Raw genomic sequence first — 17350 nt, forward strand, 5'->3', positions numbered from 1 at the left:
ATGAATGCCTTTTCCCCGATCCGCTTCGCCCTGGCCGCCACGGCCGTCTCCCTGTTGTTCAGCGCCTGCACCAGTGCACCGCCCGCTTCGTCGGCGGTGGACGCCACCCCGCCCGCGCAGCGGCTGGCCGCGGTACAGGCCGCGGCCGGTGCCGACGACAAGGAACTGTCGGTGCAGCCGCTGCGCGACCCGCAGGTGGACGACCTGCGCGAAACCGCCAACGCCCACCGCGAGGCCGGCGACCTGGCCGGTGCCGCCGACGCGCTGAACCAGGCATTGCTGCTGGTGGACGGCGACCCGGCGGTGTTGCAGGAACGCGCGGAAATCGCGCTGCTGCAGGGCGACTGGCCGCGCGCGGAAACGCTGGCGCGCAAGGCGGTGGCGCTGGGCTCGCGCACCGGACCGCTGTGCCGCCGCCATTGGGCCACCATCGAGCAGGCACACCTGGCGCGTGCCGAGAAGGAAAACGCGGTGTCGGCACATGCGCAGATCGAGGGCTGCACCGTGCCGGGGATCATCCGGTATTGATCGAAGGCGGGGAATGGGGAACAGGGAACGGGGAATGGAAGCGATCGCTCGCCTCGTGGCCCTGGGGTCGCCGATGATCGTTCCTTCCCGTTTCCCCGCGTCCCCGTTCCCGGTTTTCCCATGCAACTAGCCGCCGCCAGCCGTGAAGCCCTGAGCGAAGGTGGCGCGCTCGCCGCGCAGCTCGATGCCTTCACCCCGCGCCCGGCGCAGCTGCGGCTGGCCGAGGCGATCGCCGACGCCCTGCAGCAGCGCGACGTGCTGCTGGCCGAGGCCGGCACCGGCACCGGCAAGACCTTCGCCTACCTGGTGCCGGCGCTGCTGTCCGGGCTGAAGACCATCGTCAGCACCGGCACCCGCGCGTTGCAGGACCAGCTCTACCACCGCGACCTGCCGCGGGTGCGCGCCGCGCTCGGCGTCGGCCTGCGCAGCGCCCTGCTGAAGGGGCGGGCCAACTACCTGTGCCGCTACCGGCTGGACCAGGCGCGCGGCGAACCGCGCTTCCATTCCCTCGAGCAGGCCGCGCAATTCCAGCGCATCGTCGCCTGGAGCGGGCGCACCCGCTACGGCGACATCGCCGAACTGGACGGGCTGGCCGACGACTCGCCGCTGTTGCCGATGGTCACGTCGACCGTGGACAACTGCCTCGGCAGCGATTGCCCGTTCTGGAGCGACTGCTTCGTGGTGCAGGCGCGGCAGCGCGCGCAGGAGGCCGACCTCGTCGTGGTCAACCACCACCTGCTGCTGGCCGACCTGGCGCTCAAGCAGGAGGGCTTCGGCGAGATCCTGCCCGGCGCGCAGGCGTTCGTCATCGACGAGGCCCACCAACTGCCGGAACTGGCCGCCAACTTCTTCGGCGAAGGTTTCGGCATGCGCCCGTGGCAGGAGCTGGCGCGCGATTGCCTGGGCGAATGCCGCAGCGTGGCCGGCGCGCAGGCGGCGTTGCAGCAGCCGGCAGCGACGCTGGAACTGGCCCTGCGCGAACTGCGCGCGGCGATGGAGCAACTGCCGCCGCGCGGCACGCAATGGCGCGCATTGGCGCTGCCGGCGGTGGCCGATGGCTTCGACGCGCTGTCGGCGGCGCTGATGCAGCTGCGCGACGCGCTGGCCGGCGTGCGCGAGGCCTCGCCGGGGCTGGATGCCTGCCATGCGCGGGCGCGCGAAGGCGCGTCGCGGCTGGCGCGCTGGCTGGATGAAGGGCAGGGAACGGGGAACGGGGAACAGGGAGTGGAGGAAACGGAGTGGTTGTTGTCCACGGATGCTTCATTCCCCGTGCCCGGTTCCCCGTTCCCTGAAGTCCTCTGGTACGAACTGACCCCGCGCGGCTTCCGCTGCCAGCGCACGCCGCTGGACGTGTCAGGCCCGCTGCGCGAACACCGCCAGCGCTCGCAGGCGGCGTGGGTGTTCACCTCGGCCACGCTCACCGTCGATGGCGGCTTCGGCCACCTCGCCGCGCGGCTGGGGCTGGACGACCCGGACACGCTGGTGCAGCCCAGCCCGTTCGACTGGCAGCGGCAGGCGTTGTGCTACCTGCCGCAGAACCTGCCCGACCCGGTATCGCGCGGCTTCGGCGCGGCGCTGATCTCCACCCTGCGCCCGGTGTTGGAGGCCTCGCAGGGTCGCGCCTTCCTGCTGTTCGCCTCGCACCGCGCGCTGCGCGAGGCGGCCGAGGCCCTGCGTGGTGGCCCGTGGCCGCTGTTCGTGCAGGGCGAAGCGCCGCGCGCCAGCCTGCTGCAGCGCTTCCGCGAATCGGGCAATGGCGTGCTGCTCGGTTCGGCCAGCTTCCGCGAAGGCGTGGATGTGGTCGGCGACGCGCTGAGCGTGGTGGTGATCGACAAGCTGCCGTTCGCCGCGCCGGACGACCCGGTGTACGAGGCAAGGCTGGACGCCATCCGCCGCAGCGGCGGCAATCCGTTCCGCGACGAGCAGTTGCCGCAGGCGGTGATCGCGCTGAAGCAGGGCGTGGGCCGGCTGATCCGCAGCGAGAGCGACCGTGGCGTGCTGGTGCTGTGCGATCCGCGCCTGCTCAGCCGCGGCTACGGCCGCGTGTTCCTCGACTCGCTGCCGCCGTTCCGGCGCACCCGTGAACTGGCCGATGTGTGCGAATTCTTCAACGCACCTCTTCCTACGGGCGAGGGGTAGGTCGGGGCTACGCCCCCGACGATACGGGCAATCGGCGTCGGGGGCGTAGCCCCGACCTACCCCTGTTCCCACAAGGGAGGAGCGCAAGCAGGGTGCTACCCTTGCGCCCTGTATTCCTGCATTGCGCCCCATGAACCTGCTCGCCCTCGAAACCGCCACCGAAGCCTGCTCCGTCGCCCTGTACGTCGATGGGCAGGTGCTGGAACGCTTCGAGGTGGCGCCGCGAAGGCATGCCGAACTGATGCTGCCGTGGGCCGAAGCGTTGCTGGCCGAGGCCGGCATCGCCCGCGCGCAGCTGGATGCCATCGCCCTCGGCCGCGGCCCCGGCGCGTTCACCGGCGTGCGCCTGGCCATCGCCATCGCCCAGGGCATCGCCCTGGCGCTGGACCGACCGCTTCTGCCGGTGTCCACCCTGCGGACGCTGGCGATGCAGGCGCCGGAGGATGCAACGCAGGTGTTGGCCTGCATCGACGCGCGCATGGGCGAGGTCTATGCCGCGCGCTGCCTGCGCGACGCAGATGGCCTGATGCAGGTGCAGGACAGCGAGGTGGTGATCGCCCCGGAGGTGCTGCACCTGCCCGACGACGGCGGCCGCTGGGCCGGCGTGGGTACCGGCTTCGCCGCCGCCGATGGCCTGCTTGCCACTCGCCTGCAATCACGCCTCTCGTCCCTCGACGTGCAGGCGTTGCCGCGCGCTGCGGACGTTCTGAAGATCGCGGTGCCGGCTTTCATGCGCGGCGAAGGCATCGCCCCGGAACTGGTGCAGCCGGCCTACCTGCGCGACAACGTGGCGCTGACGCTGGTGGAGCAGCAGGCGCTGCGCGCCTCGCGCTGATCCCGTAGGTGCCGGGCTTGCCCGGCACGGGCTTTCCCGGGAATGCCCCATGCGGGGCGAGCCCCGCATCTACCCGACGCTATTTGCCGCTGGAATCCAGCATCGAATTGAATTGTCCGAGCATCGTGCCGTCGTAGTGGATGCCCTGCGGCGTATCCGGTCGTGGTGCCGCCGCATCGGCCTCGCGCAATTCGGCGTGCAGCCCGCTGCTCGTCGTGTAGATCGGCGCGGCAACGTCAAAGCCCTGCGCGGGAATCACACCGAACAGCGTGCGATGCAGCTGGATGGCATCCAGCAGGGTCAGCGCCGGGCCGGGGTGCATGCCATCGGCGTGGTACCACGCAAGCGCCGGTGCTTCGCCGGAAAGCCGGCGCAGGCTCTCGGAAATCTCGACGTAGGCAATGCCGGCCTGTTCCGCTGCGGCGGCTTCCTTCTCGACCAGTTCGGCCGAGGCGCGTGGATGCGCCTGATAGCTGCCCAGCAGCACCACCCTGGCGCCGGCAGTGCGGCCGGCTTGGGCGAGGGCCTGTATCGCTTGGGCCGACTGGAAGCAGGCCTCTTCCATAGGCATGCACAGCAGGTCGCCGCCGCGTTCCTGCAGCACGAGCACCGCCGGCTTGTAGTCGGCCAGCGCCCGTTGCACGGAGCCATCGGCGACGCGCTGGTCGAGCGTCGCCCCCCCTTCGACGATCATCGCGGCGTGGACGGCATGCCCGTTGGCATTGGCCATCGCGGCGAACGTGGCCGGCAGGTTGCCGACATAGGTCAGGCTGTTGCCGACGAACAGGATGTGCTGCGGCGGCGCTGGTCCGGGTGGTGCGGCGAAGGCGGGCGTGCAGAACAGGAGCAGCAACAGGAACCAGCGATGCATGGAATTCCTTGCGGGACAATGCGGAGTCCCGTTGTGACCGGCCTACCAGTCGATGGTTCCGCGGATGACGGTCTGCACCTGCCCGCCGGACCACACTTCGCCCTGTTCGTCGATGCGCAGTTCCAGCAGCGCATCGTGGCCGACCTCGCGGCCCTGGCTGGCGGTGTAGCGCTTGCCGCTGCCGGGCAGGGCGTTGCGTTCGTCCAGCCATGCGGCGAGCACGGCATTGGCCGCGCCGGAGGCGGCGTCCTCGAAGCGGTGGCCGTTGCCGACGAAGGCGCGCACGGCCAGATCGTAAGGCTGGCCGCTGGCGCGGGCATGGGCGAACACGCCCATCGCGCCGGTGGCCTCGGCCAGCGTGGCGATGGCGTCCCAGTCCGGGGCCAGCGTGCGTAGCGCGGCCTCGTCGGCCAGTTCCACCAGCCACCAGCGGCGGCCGCCGTCCATCAATACCGGCGGCAGCGCGCCCAGCGCCCAGCTGGCGATGGCCGGGCGCAGGCGGGCGTCATCGGCATCCACGATTTCCGCCACGGCGGCGCGCGGGGTGCGGATGGCGATGCTGCGCACGCCGTCGTGTTCGTCCACGCGCAGCGGCAGTTGCCCGGCGATGCCGTCCTGCACCAGCAGGCCCTCGACCGGCGCGGCCAGCCCGCATTCGAGCGCCGCGTGGGCGCTGCCGACGCTGGGGTGGCCGGCGAACGGCACTTCCTTCTGCGGCGCGAACATGCGGATGCGGTAGCTGCTGCCCGGCGCGGTGGGGGCGAAGACGAAGGTGGTTTCCGGCAGGCGGGTCCAGCGGGCGATGGCCTGCATGGCGGCATCGTCCAGGCCTTCGGCGTCGAGCACCACGGCCAGTGGATTGCCGGTGCCGGGGCGCGGGGCGAAGACGTCCAGTTGCAGGAAGCGGCGGGTGGTCATGGGATTTTCCGTTGCGTGCGGGGAGGGGGGAGATAAAAGCCCCTCTCCCGTCGGGGCGAGAAGGCACGGCTTGCGCACCATTGGTGCGCGTGTCTTGGAGCGCCCACGCCGCTGGCGTGGGCCGGGGCGCGGAGCGGGGGTTGGGGTGAGGGTACGGGGCGAAGCCCTCGCAATGTTCAACTGCACGAGGCTTTGCCCGTACCCTCATCCGCCCCTTCGGGGCACCTCGCTCCGCGCCCCGGCCCGGCGCAGCGCGCCGGGCGTTCAGGCATGTGCGAGCCAATGGCTCGCAAGCAACATGCCTTCACCCCAAAGGGAGAAGGAAGCAGCATTACCAGTCGATCTGGCCGTCGATCACCGGCTGCACCTCGCCACCGATCCAGATGTGACCTTCCTCGTCCACCTGCACGTGGACCTCGCCGTTGCGGCCACGCTCGCGGCCCTGGCTGGCGCGGTACTGCTGCCCCGGTGCGAGCCGGCCCTGTTCCAGCAGGTGCGCGGCGACCAGCGCGTTGGCGCTGCCGGTCACCGGGTCCTCGTTGATGCCCACGCCGGGGGCGAAGGCGCGCACCGCGTACTGGTAGCCGACGTCCGGACGCGCGGCGGCGGCGAACACGGCGAGCTTGCCGCCGGCGGGCAGGGCGGCGATGGCCGCCAGCTCCGGCGTGTAACGGCGCAGCGCGGTTTCGTCGGCCGCTTCCAGCAGCCACCAGTCCGGGCCGTTGTTCCAGAGCCGTGCCTGCGATGCAGGTTGGGCCAGCGCGGTCAGCCCGGGCGGCAGTTCCGGCGTGGCGATTTCACGTTGAACCGCCTGCGGGCTGCGCACGTGCAGCAGGCGAAAGCGACCGCCGCCCTGCACCCGCACCGGCAGCAGGCCGGCGGCGCATTGCTGTACCAGCCGGCCATCGATCGGCGTGGCCAGCCCCAGTTCCACCGCCGCCCACGCCGCGCCGACGCTGGGGTGGCCGGCGAAGGGCAGTTCCATCTTTGGGGTGAAGATGCGGATGCGGTAATCGGCGCCGTCATCCGGCGGCAGGAAGAACACGGTTTCGGACAGGTCCAGCCACGCGGCGATGGCCTGCATGGCGGCAGCGTCCAACCCCTCGGCATCGGGAATCACCGCCAGCGGATTGCCGCTGCCGGGGCGGGCGGCGAAGACGTCCAGTTGCAGGAAACGGCGTTGGCTCATGGCGATGGCGGGCTGTGGGGGAGGGCCAGCATAGCCGGCCGCCGCCGCAGCTCGAAATCGGCGCCGCCGCGGGGCCGGGCTTGGCATAGAATCGGTGGTTCCGCCCGCCCGCCGGGTCTTTCCCCCACTGTGAATCCCCACGCCAATGTCCGTTTCCCCCCTCGTCGATCGCTGGATCGTCCTGAAGTTCGGTGGCACCTCGGTGTCGCGTCGTCATCGTTGGAACACGATCGGGGAACTGGCGAAAAAACGTGCGGACGAAACCGGTGGCCGGGTGCTGGTGGTGGTGTCCGCGCTGTCGGGCGTGACCAACGAGCTGACCGCCATTGCCGATGGCGCCGCCGACAGCCGTGAGCGGGTGGCCGCGCTGGTCGCCCGCCACAATGAATTCCTTGCCGAGCTGGAGCTGGGCATCGATGTGCTGGCCGAGCGGCTGGCTGCATTGCAGGCGCTGCTGGACGACCCGCGCGCGGCCCGCCGCCCGCTGGAATGGCAGGCCGAGGTGCTGGGCCAGGGCGAACTGCTGTCCTCGACCATCGGCGCTGCCTACCTGCGCAGCACCGGCCTGGATTTCGGCTGGATGGACGCGCGCGACTGGCTGCACGCACTGCCGCCGGCACCGAACCAGACCGAGTGGTCGCAACGCCTGTCGGTGAACTGCCAGTGGCAGGGCGAGGCCGGTTTCCGGCAGCGCTTCTCGGCGCAGCCCACGCGCATGCTGATCTCGCAGGGCTTCATCGCCCGCCACGGCGACGGCGGCACCGCCATCCTCGGCCGCGGCGGCTCGGACACCTCGGCCGCCTACTTCGGCGCGCTGCTCGGCGCCAGCCGGGTGGAAATCTGGACCGACGTGCCGGGCATGTTCAGCGCCAACCCGAAGGACGTGCCGGACGCGCGCCTGCTGACCCGGCTGGATTATTACGAAGCACAGGAAATCGCCACCACCGGCGCCAAGGTGCTGCACCCGCGCTCGATCAAGCCATGCCGCGACGCCGGCGTGCCAATGGCGATCCTCGACACCGAGCGCTCGCACCTGCCCGGCACCAGCATCGACGGCAGCGCCGAGCCGGTGCCGGGGGTGAAGGCCATCAGCCGCCGCAACGGCATCGTGCTGGTGTCGATGGAAGGCATCGGCATGTGGCAGCAGGTCGGCTTCCTCGCCGACGTGTTCGACCTGTTCCGCAGGCACGGCCTGTCGGTGGACCTGATCGGCTCGGCCGAAACCAACGTCACCGTGTCGCTGGACCCGTCGGAGAACCTGGTCAGCACCGACGTGCTGGCGGCGCTGTCGGCCGACCTGTCGGAAATCTGCAAGGTCAAGGTGATCGTGCCGTGCGCGGCCATCACCCTGGTCGGGCGCGGCATGCGCTCGCTGCTGCACAGGCTCTCGGACGTGTGGGCCACGTTCGGCAAGGAGCGCGTGCACATGATTTCGCAGTCGTCCAACGACCTGAACCTGACCTTCGTCATCGACGAGGCCGATGCCGACGGGCTGCTGCCGATCCTGCACGACGAGCTGATCGAAAGCGGCGCGATGCCGGTGTACGAGGAGCAGGTGTTCGGCCCGCGTTGGCGCGAGATCAACGGCGCCGTCCGCCCGCGGCCGGTGCCGTGGTGGCAGGCGCCGGCGAAGCGACGGCGACTGCTGGAACTGGCCGCGCAGGGCACGCCGGCCTACGTCTACGACCTGCCCACGGTGCGCGAGCGCGCCCGCCAGCTGCAGGCGATCGGCGCCATCGACCGCCGTTTCTACGCGATCAAGGCCAACCCGCACCCGGCCATCCTGCGCGCGTTGGCGGCGGAGGGCTTCGGCCTGGAGTGCGTGTCGCTGGGCGAGGTGGAGCACGTGTTCGCCGCGCTGCCGGACTTCGACCCGGCACGCGTGCTGTTCACCCCGAGCTTCGCGCCGATCGGCGAATACGAGGCGGTGCTGGCACGCGGTGCCAACGTCACCGTCGACAACGTCGAGCTGCTGCACCACTGGCCGGAGGTGTTCCGCGGCCGCGCGCTGTGGCTGCGCATCGACCTGGGCCACGGCGACGGCCACCACAAGAAGGTCAACACCGGCGGCAAGGACGCCAAGTTCGGCCTGTCGGCGCAGCGCGTGGACGAGTTCGTCGCCGCCGCGCGCGCGCTGGACATCCGCATCACCGGCGTCCACGCCCACCTCGGCAGCGGCATCGAGAACAGCAGCCACTGGAAGCAGATGGTGGACGAGATGGCCGGTTTCGCGCGGCGCATCGGCAGCGTGGAAATCCTCGACATCGGTGGCGGCCTGCCGGTGCCGTACAGCGACGACGACGAGCCGTTCGACCTGGAGGCGTGGGCCGTGGGCTTGGCCGAGATCAAGGCGGTGCACCCGGCGTTCCGGCTGGCGATCGAGCCGGGCCGCTTCATGGTGGCCGAGGCCGGCGTGCTGCTGGCGCGGGCCACGCAGGTGGTGGAGAAGGACGGCGTGCGCCGCGTCGGCCTGGATGCCGGCATGAACGCGCTGCTGCGCCCGGCGCTGTACGACGCCTGGCACGACATCGCCAACCTGTCGCGGCTGGACGATGCGCGCGACGTGGATTTCAGCGTGGTCGGCCCGATCTGCGAATCCAGCGACGTGTTCGCGCAGCGGGTGAAGCTGCCGTCCACCACCGCGCCGGCCGACGTGATGCTGATCGCCGATGCCGGCGCCTACGGCTACAGCATGGCCAGCCGCTACAACCACCGCGCCCTGCCGCGCGAGGACGTCATCGACGATGCGTGACGCCCGCCCCCCGCATGCCCCTTGCCGCCGCGCCCGCGCGCCGCGGTTCGCTTGATTCGGATACGCCATGACAGCTTTTGACAAGAACCAGGTTTCCCGCTTCCGCTTCGTCCGCTGCGACTTCGCCGCGGATACCGGCGTGGCGCGGCTGGTGTACGCCTTCGACGACGGCCCGGAGATGACCGAAACCGTCACCGTACCGGGCGCGCCGTTCCAGCTCGATGGCGAGCGCGAAGCGGCGGTGCAGAAGGCGTTGCGGTTGCTGCACCTGATCGCCGGGGTGAGCTATTACAAGGCGGCGGTGCCGGAGCAGGTGGCCATCGACGGCTACGCCATCGACGCCGATACCGCCGCGCTGGTGGAGGCGGTGTACCTCAACGGGCTGGGCGAGTTCGCCTATCGCAATGGCCTGAACCTGCGCGGACGCTTCAAGCTGCCGGTGGTCGAGCCCCTCTCCCTCCGGGAGAGGGGTTGGGGTGAGGGTGCGCTTGCCGATACTGCTTCTGTCGAACCCTCACCCCCAACCCCTCTCCCGGAGGGAGAGGGGAGCGCAGCACCCGCATTCGGCCTGCGCGAACACGCGCTGGTCGCCATCGGCGGCGGCAAGGATTCGCTGGTCAGCATCGAGGCGCTGCGCCATGCCGGCGTCGGCGAGACCGTCACCTGGATCGGCGGCTCGCAGCTGATCCGCGCCTGCGCCGAGCGCACCGGCCTGCCGATGCTCAACATCGGCCGCACGCTGGCGCCGGAGCTGTTCGAGTTGAACCGGCAGGGCGCGTGGAACGGCCACATCCCGGTGACCGCGGTGAACTCGGCGGTCATGGTGCTGGCCGCGCTGGTGCAGGGCGTGGACCAGGTGGTGTTCTCCAACGAGCGCTCGGCCAGCTATGGCAGCCAGATCATTGCTCCTGACGGCAGCGGCACCGCCGAGGTCAACCACCAGTGGTCCAAGGGCTGGGCGTTCGAGCAGGCCTTCGGCGAGCACGTGCAGCGGCACATCGCCGCCGACCTGCATTACTACTCGCTGCTGCGGCCGCTGTCGGAGCTGGCGGTGGCGCGCCAGTTCGCCAGGACCGATTACTACGACACCCATTTCTCCAGTTGCAACCGCAACTTCCACATCCTCGGCGAGCGGCCGGTAAACCGTTGGTGCGGGGTATGCCCGAAGTGCCACTTCGTGTTCCTGGCGCTGGCGCCGTTCATGCCCAAGACCCGGCTGGTGCGCATCTTCGGCCGCAACCTGCTGGATGACGAGGCGCAGGCCGCCGGTTTCGACGCGTTGCTGGAATTCCAGGACCACAAGCCGTTCGAATGCGTGGGCGAGGGCAGGGAGTCACGCGCGGCGCTGGCGACGCTGGCCGCCCGCCCGGAATGGAAGGAGGACGTGCTGGTCAAGCGTTTCGCCAGCCTGATCCAGCCGACCCTCGCGGCGGATGAACTTCGGATCGAGCCGCTGCTGGCCATCGAAGGCGAGCACCGCATCCCGGCGGCGTTGTGGGAGCGCCTGCGTGCGAATTTCGCAGCTTGAAGGCAGGCGCGTCGCGCTGTGGGGCTGGGGCCGCGAAGGCCGCGCCGCTTTCCACGCGCTGCGCACGCGCCTGCCCGGCCTGCCGCTGACGCTGTTCTGCCCGGAGGCGGAATCCGCGGGCGTCCGCGCCGAGGTGGGTGATGCGCTGCGGGTGGAAACCGTCGCCACCGGCGAAGCGCTGTCGCGTTTCGACGTGGTGGTGAAGTCGCCGGGCATTAGCCCGTACAAGCCCGAGGCACTGGCCGCGGCGGCGCGGGGCACGCAGTTCATCGGCGGCACCTCGCTGTGGTTCGGCGAGCATGCCGATGCCGCTGGCAACCTGCGCGACACCGTGTGCGTCACCGGCACCAAGGGCAAGAGCACCACCACCTCGCTGCTGGCGCACCTGCTGCGCGCGGCCGGGCACCGCACCGCGCTGGCCGGCAACATCGGCCTGCCGTTGCTGGAGGTCCTGGACCCGCAGCCGGCGCCGGACTACTGGGCGGTGGAGCTGTCCAGCTACCAGACCGGCGAGGTCGCGCGCAGTGGCGCGCGGCCGGAGGTGGCGGTCGTGCTCAACCTCTTTCCCGAACACCTGGACTGGCACGGCAGCGAACGGCGCTACATCGACGACAAGCTGTCGCTGGTGACCGCAGGCCACCCGCGCGTGGCGGTGCTCAACGCCGCCGACGAACACCTGCGCGCGTTGCAGCTGCCGCACAGCGAGATCGTCTGGTTCAACCAGCCCGAGGGCTGGCATATGGTCGGCGAAGTCGTGTACCGCGGCGCGCAGGCGGTGTTCGACACATCTGGCACGCCGCTGCCCGGCCGCCACAACCGCGGCAACCTGTGCGCGGTGCTGGCGGCGCTGGAAGCGCTGGGGCTGGACGCGGTGGCGCTGGCGCCGGCGGTGCAGTCGTTCCGCCCGCTGCCCAACCGCCTGCAGCTGCTGGGCGGGCGCGACGGCCTGCGCTGGGTCAACGACTCGATCAGCACCACCCCGCACGCCACGCTGGCGGCGCTGGACTGCTTCGCCGGGCAGCGCGTCGCGCTGCTGGTCGGCGGCCATGACCGCGGGCTGGACTGGCACGACTTCGCCGAACACATGCGTGGCAACGCGCCGGTGGAAATCGTGACGATGGGGGCCAACGGCCCGCGCATTCATGAATTGCTGGAACCGCTGGCCGATGCGGGCCGTTTCGGCCTGCATGCGGCCGCCGACCTGCCGCAGGCGGTGCAATTGGCCCGCACCGCGCTCGGTACGCAGGGCGGGGTGGTGCTGCTGTCGCCGGGCGCGCCCAGCTTCGGTGCGTACCGGGATTACGTCGCGCGCGGCCGCCACTTCGCCGAACTGGCCGGCTTCGATCCCGACGACATCAGCGCGATCCCGGGGCTGGGCATCGCCTGACGACGGAGCGGGCTGGGTCGTTCCACGTCTCGTGTCGGGGGCGTAGCCCCAACCTACGGTTCGTGGGTGGGGTAGGTCGGGGCTACGCCCCCGACGCGGGATGCCGCCGCCGCCGATGCGGCATAGACTCGCTCCATTCCCCAACCGGAGCGGTCCCATGCGTGCGATGCGGAAATGGCAACTGGCGGTGATGGCGCTGTGCCTGTCGGCGGCGATGCCGGCGCTGGCGAAGCTGCAGCAGCGCCCGGTGGAGTGGCAACTGGACGGGGCCAGCTACAGCGGCGTGCTGGTCTACGACGACGCCGGCGACGCCCGCCGCCCCGGCGTGGTGATGGTGCCGAACTGGCGCGGGGTGAATGCCTCGGCCATCGACAAGGCCGCGCAGATCGCCGGCGACGACTATGTGGTGCTGGTGGCCGACGTCTATGGCAGCCAGCTGCGGCCGAAGGACAACGACGAGGCTGCGGCGGCGGCGCAGCCATTGTTGAAGGACCGCGCCCGCCTGCGTGCGCGTGCCGAGGCTGCACTGGATGCGTTGAAGGCGCAGGCCGGCACTGCCCCGCTGGATGCCACGCGCATCGCCGCGGTCGGCTTCTGCTTCGGCGGCAGCACGGTGCTGGAGATGGCGCGCGCCAGCCTGCCGCTGGCGGGCGTGGTCAGCCTGCACGGTGGCCTGGCTTCGCCGATGCCGGCCGCGGCGGACAGCGGCAAGGTGCCGATGCTGGTGCTCAACGGCGCGGCCGACCGTGGCGTGAGCGCCGAGGACATCGCCGGGTTCGGCAGCGAGATGGACGCAGCCGGCGCCGATTGGCAGTTCGTCAACTTCAGCGGCGCGGTGCACTGCTTCGCCGAATCCGACGCCAACAGCCCGCCGGGCTGCATGTACGACCCGCGCGCGGCGAAGCGGGCGTGGAAGATGCTGGGCGACTTCCTGGAAGAACGCCTGGGCGATTGAGCGTCAACCGTAGATGCGGGGCTTGCCCCGCATGGGGACTTCCCCGGTAATGCTTCATGCGGGGCAAGCCCCGCATCTTGTGTCTTGAAGCCTGCCCCGATCAGGCAGACTTCCCCGGAGTGATCCGGGAGGTTCCGATGATGCCGTCTCCGCACTTGAGCCTTCGAGCTCGCACCGTAGATCCGGCACATCGGAACCCTTTTCCGCCCTGGAGCTTGAACGGTATCTTCGGCCCGCTTTTGCGAGAGCCAGCACGAACAAGGGCAAGCCAGGCGGTCACTGTATCCGGTTCGACAGCAGGAGACAGAGACATGCAGGTGATAGGCATCGACGTGGCCAAGGCCACCTTCGACATCGCCCTGCCACTGGGGCAGGGCAAGTACCGCACCCGGGGCAAGCTCGGCAACACCGCCGCGGGTTGGGAACAACTGCTGGCCTGGAGACAGGCTCACGCCCCGGAAGCGGCGGTGGGCATGGAAGCCACGGGTATCTACCACGAGGCGCTGGCCGAGCGGCTGGTCGCGGCCGGGGTCACCGTCTACGTGGTCAATCCGGCGCAGATCAAGGCTTACGGCCAGAGCGAGTTGCTGCGGACCAAGACCGACCGGACCGATGCCAAGCTCATCGCCCGGTTCTTGCAGTCGCGCCTGCAGGAGCCGGACCGGCTTCATCCCTACGTGCCGCCGACACCGGTCGAGCGCACGTTGCGGGCCTTGGTGCGCCGACGGGACGAGCTCAAGCAGATGCGGCAGATGGAGCTCAATCGGCTGGAGAGCACCCATGCGGCGTTGGCCGCGAGCATCGGCCAGGTCGTGGCGACGCTGGAACAGCAGATCACCCAGATCGAGAAGGCGATCAACGAGCACATCGACAATGACCCGGACCTGCGCGGACGGCGTGACCTGCTTACCACCATCCCGGGCATCTCCGGCACCACCAGCGCCTTCCTGCTGGCGTGTCTGGGCGAGCTGAACCAGTACAGCGACGTGGGCCAGATCGTGGCCCATGCCGGGCTGAATCCAGCCCGCCGGCAGTCCGGCACGCACGAAGGCAAGGTCCGCATCTCGCGTGTCGGCAATGCCACACTGCGCGCCAAGCTCTACATGCCGGCCCTGGTGGGCAAGCGCCACAACCCCGTGCTGGCCGCCTTTGCCCAGCGACTGGCCGAACGGGGCAAGCCACCCAAGCTCATCCTCTGCGCCTTGATGCGAAAGCTCCTGCACATCGTCTGGGGGGTGCTCAAGTCCGCTACGCCCTTCGATCCCCGAAAGGCCATTGCACACGCCTAAGCAAGACGGTATCTACGGAGACAGGCAACTCAGTGATCGCGCGCGACCGCGTAGCGCGCCAGCCCGCGCAGGGCGGCGACCGCCTCGCTTTCCGGCAGGCCGTCCAGTGCGCGTTCGGCGGCATCGGCGTACTCCATCGCGCGCTTGCGGCTGTATTCCAGCCCGCCGGTGGCGTGGATCGCCGCCAGCACTTCCGGCATCGCGCCGGCGTCGCCGTCCTGCACGATCTCGCGCAGGCGCTCGCGGACGGTGGCGTCGGAGTGCGCCATCGCGTGGATCAGCGGCAGCGTGGCCTTGCCTTCGGCGAGGTCGTCGCCGAGGTTCTTGCCCAGGTCCTCGGCATTGGCCGAGTAGTCCAGCACGTCGTCGGCGATCTGGAAGGCGTAGCCCAGCGCCATGCCGTAGTCGTACAGCTGCTGCTGCACGGCCTCGCCCGAACCGGCGGCCAGCGCGCCCAACCGCGTGCCGGCGGCGAACAGCACCGCGGTCTTGCGCTCGATCACCCGCAGGTAGGCGGCCTCGTCGGTGTCCGGGTTGTGGACGTGCAGCAGTTGCAGCACTTCGCCCTCGGCGATGCGGTTGGTGGTGTCGGCGAGGATCTGCATGACCTCCATCCGGTTCAGCTCCACCATCAGCTGGAAGCTGCGCGAATACAGGAAGTCGCCCACCAGCACGCTCGGCGCGTTGCCCCACAGCGCGTTGGCGGTGCTGCGGCCGCGGCGCAGGTCGGATTCGTCGACCACGTCGTCGTGCAGCAAGGTGGAGGTATGGATGAACTCGATGATCGCGGCCAGCTGGTGGTGGTCGGCGCCGCAGTTGCCGGCGGCATGGCCGGCCAGCATCACCAGCATCGGCCGCAGGCGCTTGCCGCCAGCGGAGATGATGTGGTCGGCGATCTGGTTGATCAGCACCACGTCCGAGGACAGGCGGCGGCGGATCAGCGCATCGACGGCGGCCATGTCCGCGGCGGCGAGGGTCTGGATGGCGGGCAGGCCCAGCGCGGGGCGGCGGTCTTCGGCGGTGCTCATGCGGTGGCGTCGAGGGGGGTCGGCGGATTATAGGCGGTGCCGCCGACGGGGGCAGGATCGGCCGGTTTCGCCGTGAATACGTATGCACTGCGCTCCACGGCGGAAGGGCCGCCGCTAAGCTGGCGAGGTTCATCCATGCCCCGTCGCGGGCACGCACAGCCCGGAGGGGCGCTCGATGTCCAACACTCCCTGGTGGCGGGGCGCCGTCATCTACCAGATCTACCCGCGCAGCTTCCTGGATACCGACGGCGATGGCGTCGGCGACCTGCCGGGCATCATCGACCGGCTCGACTACGTCGCCTCGCTGGGCGTGGACGCGATCTGGGTGTCGCCGTTCTTCAAGTCGCCGATGGCCGATTTCGGCTACGACATCGCCGACCAGCGCGACGTGGACCCGCTGTTCGGCACGCTGGACGACTTCGACCGGCTGCTGGCCAAGGCGCATGCGCTGGGCCTGAAGGTGATGATCGACCAGGTGTTCAGCCACACCTCGGTGGACCACGCGTGGTTCAGGGAAAGCCGCGAGAGCCGCGACAACCCCAGGGCCGATTGGTACGTGTGGGCCGACGCACGCGAGGACGGCACGCCACCGAACAACTGGCTGTCGATCTTCGGTGGCGTGGCGTGGCGCTGGGAGCCGCGCCGCCGCCAGTACTACCTGCACAACTTCCTGTCCTCGCAGCCGGATTTGAACTTCCACAATCCGGCGGTGCAGCAGGCGACGCTGGACTACGTGAAGTTCTGGCTGGACCGCGGCGTCGACGGCTTCCGCCTGGATTCGATCAACTTCTGCTTCCACGACGCGCAACTGCGCGACAACCCGGCCAAGCCGGAGAGCGAGCGCGTCGGCCGCGGCTTCAGCCCGGACAACCCGTATGCGTTCCAGTACCACTACTACAACAACACCCGGCCGGAGAACATCGGCTTCCTCGAGCGCCTGCGCGCGCTGCTGGACCGGTACCCCGGCGCGGTGACGCTGGGCGAGATCTCCTCCGAGGATTCGCTGGCCACCACCGCCGAGTACACCGCGCCGGGCCGCCTGCACATGGGCTACAGCTTCGAGCTGCTGGTGGACGACTACAGCGCCGGCTACATCCGTTCCACGGTGGAGAAGCTGGAAGCGACCATGCTCGACGGCTGGCCGTGCTGGGCGGTGTCCAATCACGACGTGCAGCGCGCGGTGACGCGCTGGGGCGGTGCGCCGGCCGACCCGGCGATGGCGAAGATGCTGGCCGCGCTGGTGTGTTCGCTGCGCGGTTCGGTGTGCATTTATCAAGGCGAAGAGCTGGGACTGGGCGAGGCCGAGGTGCCGTTCGAGGCGTTGCAGGATCCCTACGGCATCACCTTCTGGCCGAACTTCAAGGGCCGCGACGGCTGCCGCACGCCGATGCCGTGGACCGGCGCGGAACGGTCCGGCTTCAGCAGCGGCAAGCCGTGGCTGCCGATCCCGGCCGAGCATCGCGCATCGTCGGTGCAGGCGCAGGAGGCGGACGAAGGTTCGGTGCTGCATGCGTTCCGTGCGTTCATGGCGTGGCGCAGGACGCAGCCGGCACTGGTGAGGGGCGACATCCGCTTCCTCGACAGTGCCGAGCCGGTGCTGATGTTCGAGCGTTCGCTGAAGGGTGAAACCCTGCTGCTGGCGTTCAACCTTTCCGCCGCACCGGTGCGGCATGCGTTGCCGACAGGTGCGTGGCAGGCATTGGAACTGCCCGGTCCGGTGGCGGGGCAGGTGGAAGATGCTGAGCTGGTGTTGCCAGCGCATGCGGTGTATTGCGCGCGGCGCGGCTGATTGGTTCGCTGATGATGAAGCAAGGGCGGAGAGGAATCTCCGCCCTTTTTGTTTGGAGAAGCCTGCCGTAGGTGCCGGGCTTGCCCGGTACTGATTTTCCCTTCTCCCTTCGGGAGAAGGTGCCCGAAGAGCCTGCCCCCGC

The 17350-nt window shown here is 70.0% G+C and carries 13 protein-coding genes; 9 read left to right on the top strand and 4 right to left on the bottom strand.

The window, feature by feature from the left end:
- The 3 genes from MIC98_RS08045 to tsaB all read left to right on the top strand — a co-directional run bounded on the left by MIC98_RS08045 (nucleotide 1) and on the right by tsaB (nucleotide 3502).
- Nucleotides 1-528: a hypothetical protein gene (locus MIC98_RS08045; RefSeq protein ID WP_239736771.1), complete on the top strand. Its 528-nt coding sequence runs from the start codon at nucleotides 1-3 to the stop codon at nucleotides 526-528.
- Between the two features lie 120 nt (nucleotides 529-648).
- Entirely contained in the window at nucleotides 649-2667 is a 2019-nt protein-coding gene (locus tag MIC98_RS08050) for an ATP-dependent DNA helicase (RefSeq protein ID WP_239736772.1), read from the top strand.
- Nucleotides 2668-2797: 130 nt separating this feature from the next.
- Nucleotides 2798-3502 carry a tRNA (adenosine(37)-N6)-threonylcarbamoyltransferase complex dimerization subunit type 1 TsaB gene (gene tsaB / locus MIC98_RS08055; RefSeq protein ID WP_239736773.1) on the top strand — a complete coding sequence of 235 codons (705 nt, stop codon included), beginning with the start codon at nucleotides 2798-2800 and terminating at the stop codon, nucleotides 3500-3502.
- Between the two features lie 79 nt (nucleotides 3503-3581).
- Here the strand turns inward: tsaB and MIC98_RS08060 are convergent, their stop codons facing one another.
- From MIC98_RS08060 to MIC98_RS08070, 3 genes are all read right to left on the bottom strand, one after another.
- The gene (locus MIC98_RS08060) at nucleotides 3582-4373 is read right to left on the bottom strand and encodes a hypothetical protein (protein WP_239736774.1); all 792 of its coding nucleotides are present in this window, start codon (nucleotides 4371-4373) and stop codon (nucleotides 3582-3584) included.
- A 42-nt stretch (nucleotides 4374-4415) separates the two neighbouring features.
- A complete protein-coding gene (locus MIC98_RS08065; protein ID WP_239736775.1) occupies nucleotides 4416-5291 on the bottom strand; it encodes a PhzF family phenazine biosynthesis protein in 876 nt (291 codons plus the stop codon).
- 331 nt (nucleotides 5292-5622) lie between these two features.
- Nucleotides 5623-6480: a PhzF family phenazine biosynthesis protein gene (locus MIC98_RS08070; protein WP_239736776.1), complete on the bottom strand. Its 858-nt coding sequence runs from the start codon at nucleotides 6478-6480 to the stop codon at nucleotides 5623-5625.
- 145 nt (nucleotides 6481-6625) lie between these two features.
- On the opposite strand from MIC98_RS08070, the gene MIC98_RS08075 reads away from it, so the two are divergent.
- The 5 genes from MIC98_RS08075 (at nucleotide 6626) to MIC98_RS08095 (ending at nucleotide 14391) form a co-directional block, all read left to right on the top strand.
- Entirely contained in the window at nucleotides 6626-9232 is a 2607-nt protein-coding gene (locus tag MIC98_RS08075; RefSeq protein WP_239736777.1) for a bifunctional aspartate kinase/diaminopimelate decarboxylase, read from the top strand.
- A 67-nt stretch (nucleotides 9233-9299) separates the two neighbouring features.
- Nucleotides 9300-10760, top strand: coding sequence for a UDP-N-acetyl-alpha-D-muramoyl-L-alanyl-L-glutamate epimerase (murL, locus tag MIC98_RS08080; protein ID WP_239736778.1), 1461 nt, complete (start codon nucleotides 9300-9302; stop codon nucleotides 10758-10760).
- Complete coding sequence (gene murD, locus MIC98_RS08085; RefSeq protein WP_239736779.1) at nucleotides 10741-12147, top strand: UDP-N-acetylmuramoyl-L-alanine--D-glutamate ligase; 1407 nt, start codon at nucleotides 10741-10743, stop codon at nucleotides 12145-12147. The genes murL and murD overlap by 20 nt, the downstream gene beginning before the upstream one ends.
- A 157-nt stretch (nucleotides 12148-12304) precedes the next feature.
- The gene (locus MIC98_RS08090; protein WP_057640466.1) at nucleotides 12305-13102 is read left to right on the top strand and encodes a dienelactone hydrolase family protein; all 798 of its coding nucleotides are present in this window, start codon (nucleotides 12305-12307) and stop codon (nucleotides 13100-13102) included.
- Nucleotides 13103-13413: 311 nt separating this feature from the next.
- Nucleotides 13414-14391, top strand: coding sequence for an IS110 family transposase (locus MIC98_RS08095; RefSeq protein WP_239736780.1), 978 nt, complete (start codon nucleotides 13414-13416; stop codon nucleotides 14389-14391).
- A 29-nt stretch (nucleotides 14392-14420) separates the two neighbouring features.
- On the opposite strand, the gene MIC98_RS08100 is transcribed toward MIC98_RS08095, so the two are convergent.
- A complete protein-coding gene (locus MIC98_RS08100) occupies nucleotides 14421-15419 on the bottom strand; it encodes a polyprenyl synthetase family protein (RefSeq protein ID WP_239736781.1) in 999 nt (332 codons plus the stop codon).
- A 175-nt stretch (nucleotides 15420-15594) separates the two neighbouring features.
- On the opposite strand from MIC98_RS08100, the gene MIC98_RS08105 reads away from it, so the two are divergent.
- Nucleotides 15595-17208, top strand: a complete 1614-nt coding sequence (locus MIC98_RS08105) for an alpha-glucosidase family protein (RefSeq protein ID WP_239736782.1) — start codon at nucleotides 15595-15597, stop codon at nucleotides 17206-17208.
- Nucleotides 17209-17350: the final 142 nt, after the last annotated feature.

It is taken from the genome of Stenotrophomonas sp. NLF4-10 (assembly GCF_022359915.1).
Lineage (GTDB): Bacteria > Pseudomonadota > Gammaproteobacteria > Xanthomonadales > Xanthomonadaceae > Stenotrophomonas > Stenotrophomonas daejeonensis.

Bases quoted from the DNA above. Each gene is read 5' to 3' on its own strand.
- MIC98_RS08045 (WP_239736771.1), top strand. From the start codon at position 1: ATGAATGCCTTTTCCCCGATCCGCTTCGCCCTGGCCGCCACGGCCGTC.
- MIC98_RS08050 (WP_239736772.1), top strand. From the start codon at position 649: ATGCAACTAGCCGCCGCCAGCCGTGAAGCCCTGAGCGAAGGTGGCGCG.
- tsaB (WP_239736773.1), top strand. From the start codon at position 2,798: ATGAACCTGCTCGCCCTCGAAACCGCCACCGAAGCCTGCTCCGTCGCC.
- MIC98_RS08060 (WP_239736774.1), bottom strand. From the start codon at position 4,373: ATGCATCGCTGGTTCCTGTTGCTGCTCCTGTTCTGCACGCCCGCCTTC.
- MIC98_RS08065 (WP_239736775.1), bottom strand. From the start codon at position 5,291: ATGACCACCCGCCGCTTCCTGCAACTGGACGTCTTCGCCCCGCGCCCC.
- MIC98_RS08070 (WP_239736776.1), bottom strand. From the start codon at position 6,480: ATGAGCCAACGCCGTTTCCTGCAACTGGACGTCTTCGCCGCCCGCCCC.
- MIC98_RS08075 (WP_239736777.1), top strand. From the start codon at position 6,626: ATGTCCGTTTCCCCCCTCGTCGATCGCTGGATCGTCCTGAAGTTCGGT.
- murL (WP_239736778.1), top strand. From the start codon at position 9,300: ATGACAGCTTTTGACAAGAACCAGGTTTCCCGCTTCCGCTTCGTCCGC.
- MIC98_RS08090 (WP_057640466.1), top strand. From the start codon at position 12,305: ATGCGTGCGATGCGGAAATGGCAACTGGCGGTGATGGCGCTGTGCCTG.
- MIC98_RS08095 (WP_239736780.1), top strand. From the start codon at position 13,414: ATGCAGGTGATAGGCATCGACGTGGCCAAGGCCACCTTCGACATCGCC.
- MIC98_RS08100 (WP_239736781.1), bottom strand. From the start codon at position 15,419: ATGAGCACCGCCGAAGACCGCCGCCCCGCGCTGGGCCTGCCCGCCATC.
- MIC98_RS08105 (WP_239736782.1), top strand. From the start codon at position 15,595: ATGTCCAACACTCCCTGGTGGCGGGGCGCCGTCATCTACCAGATCTAC.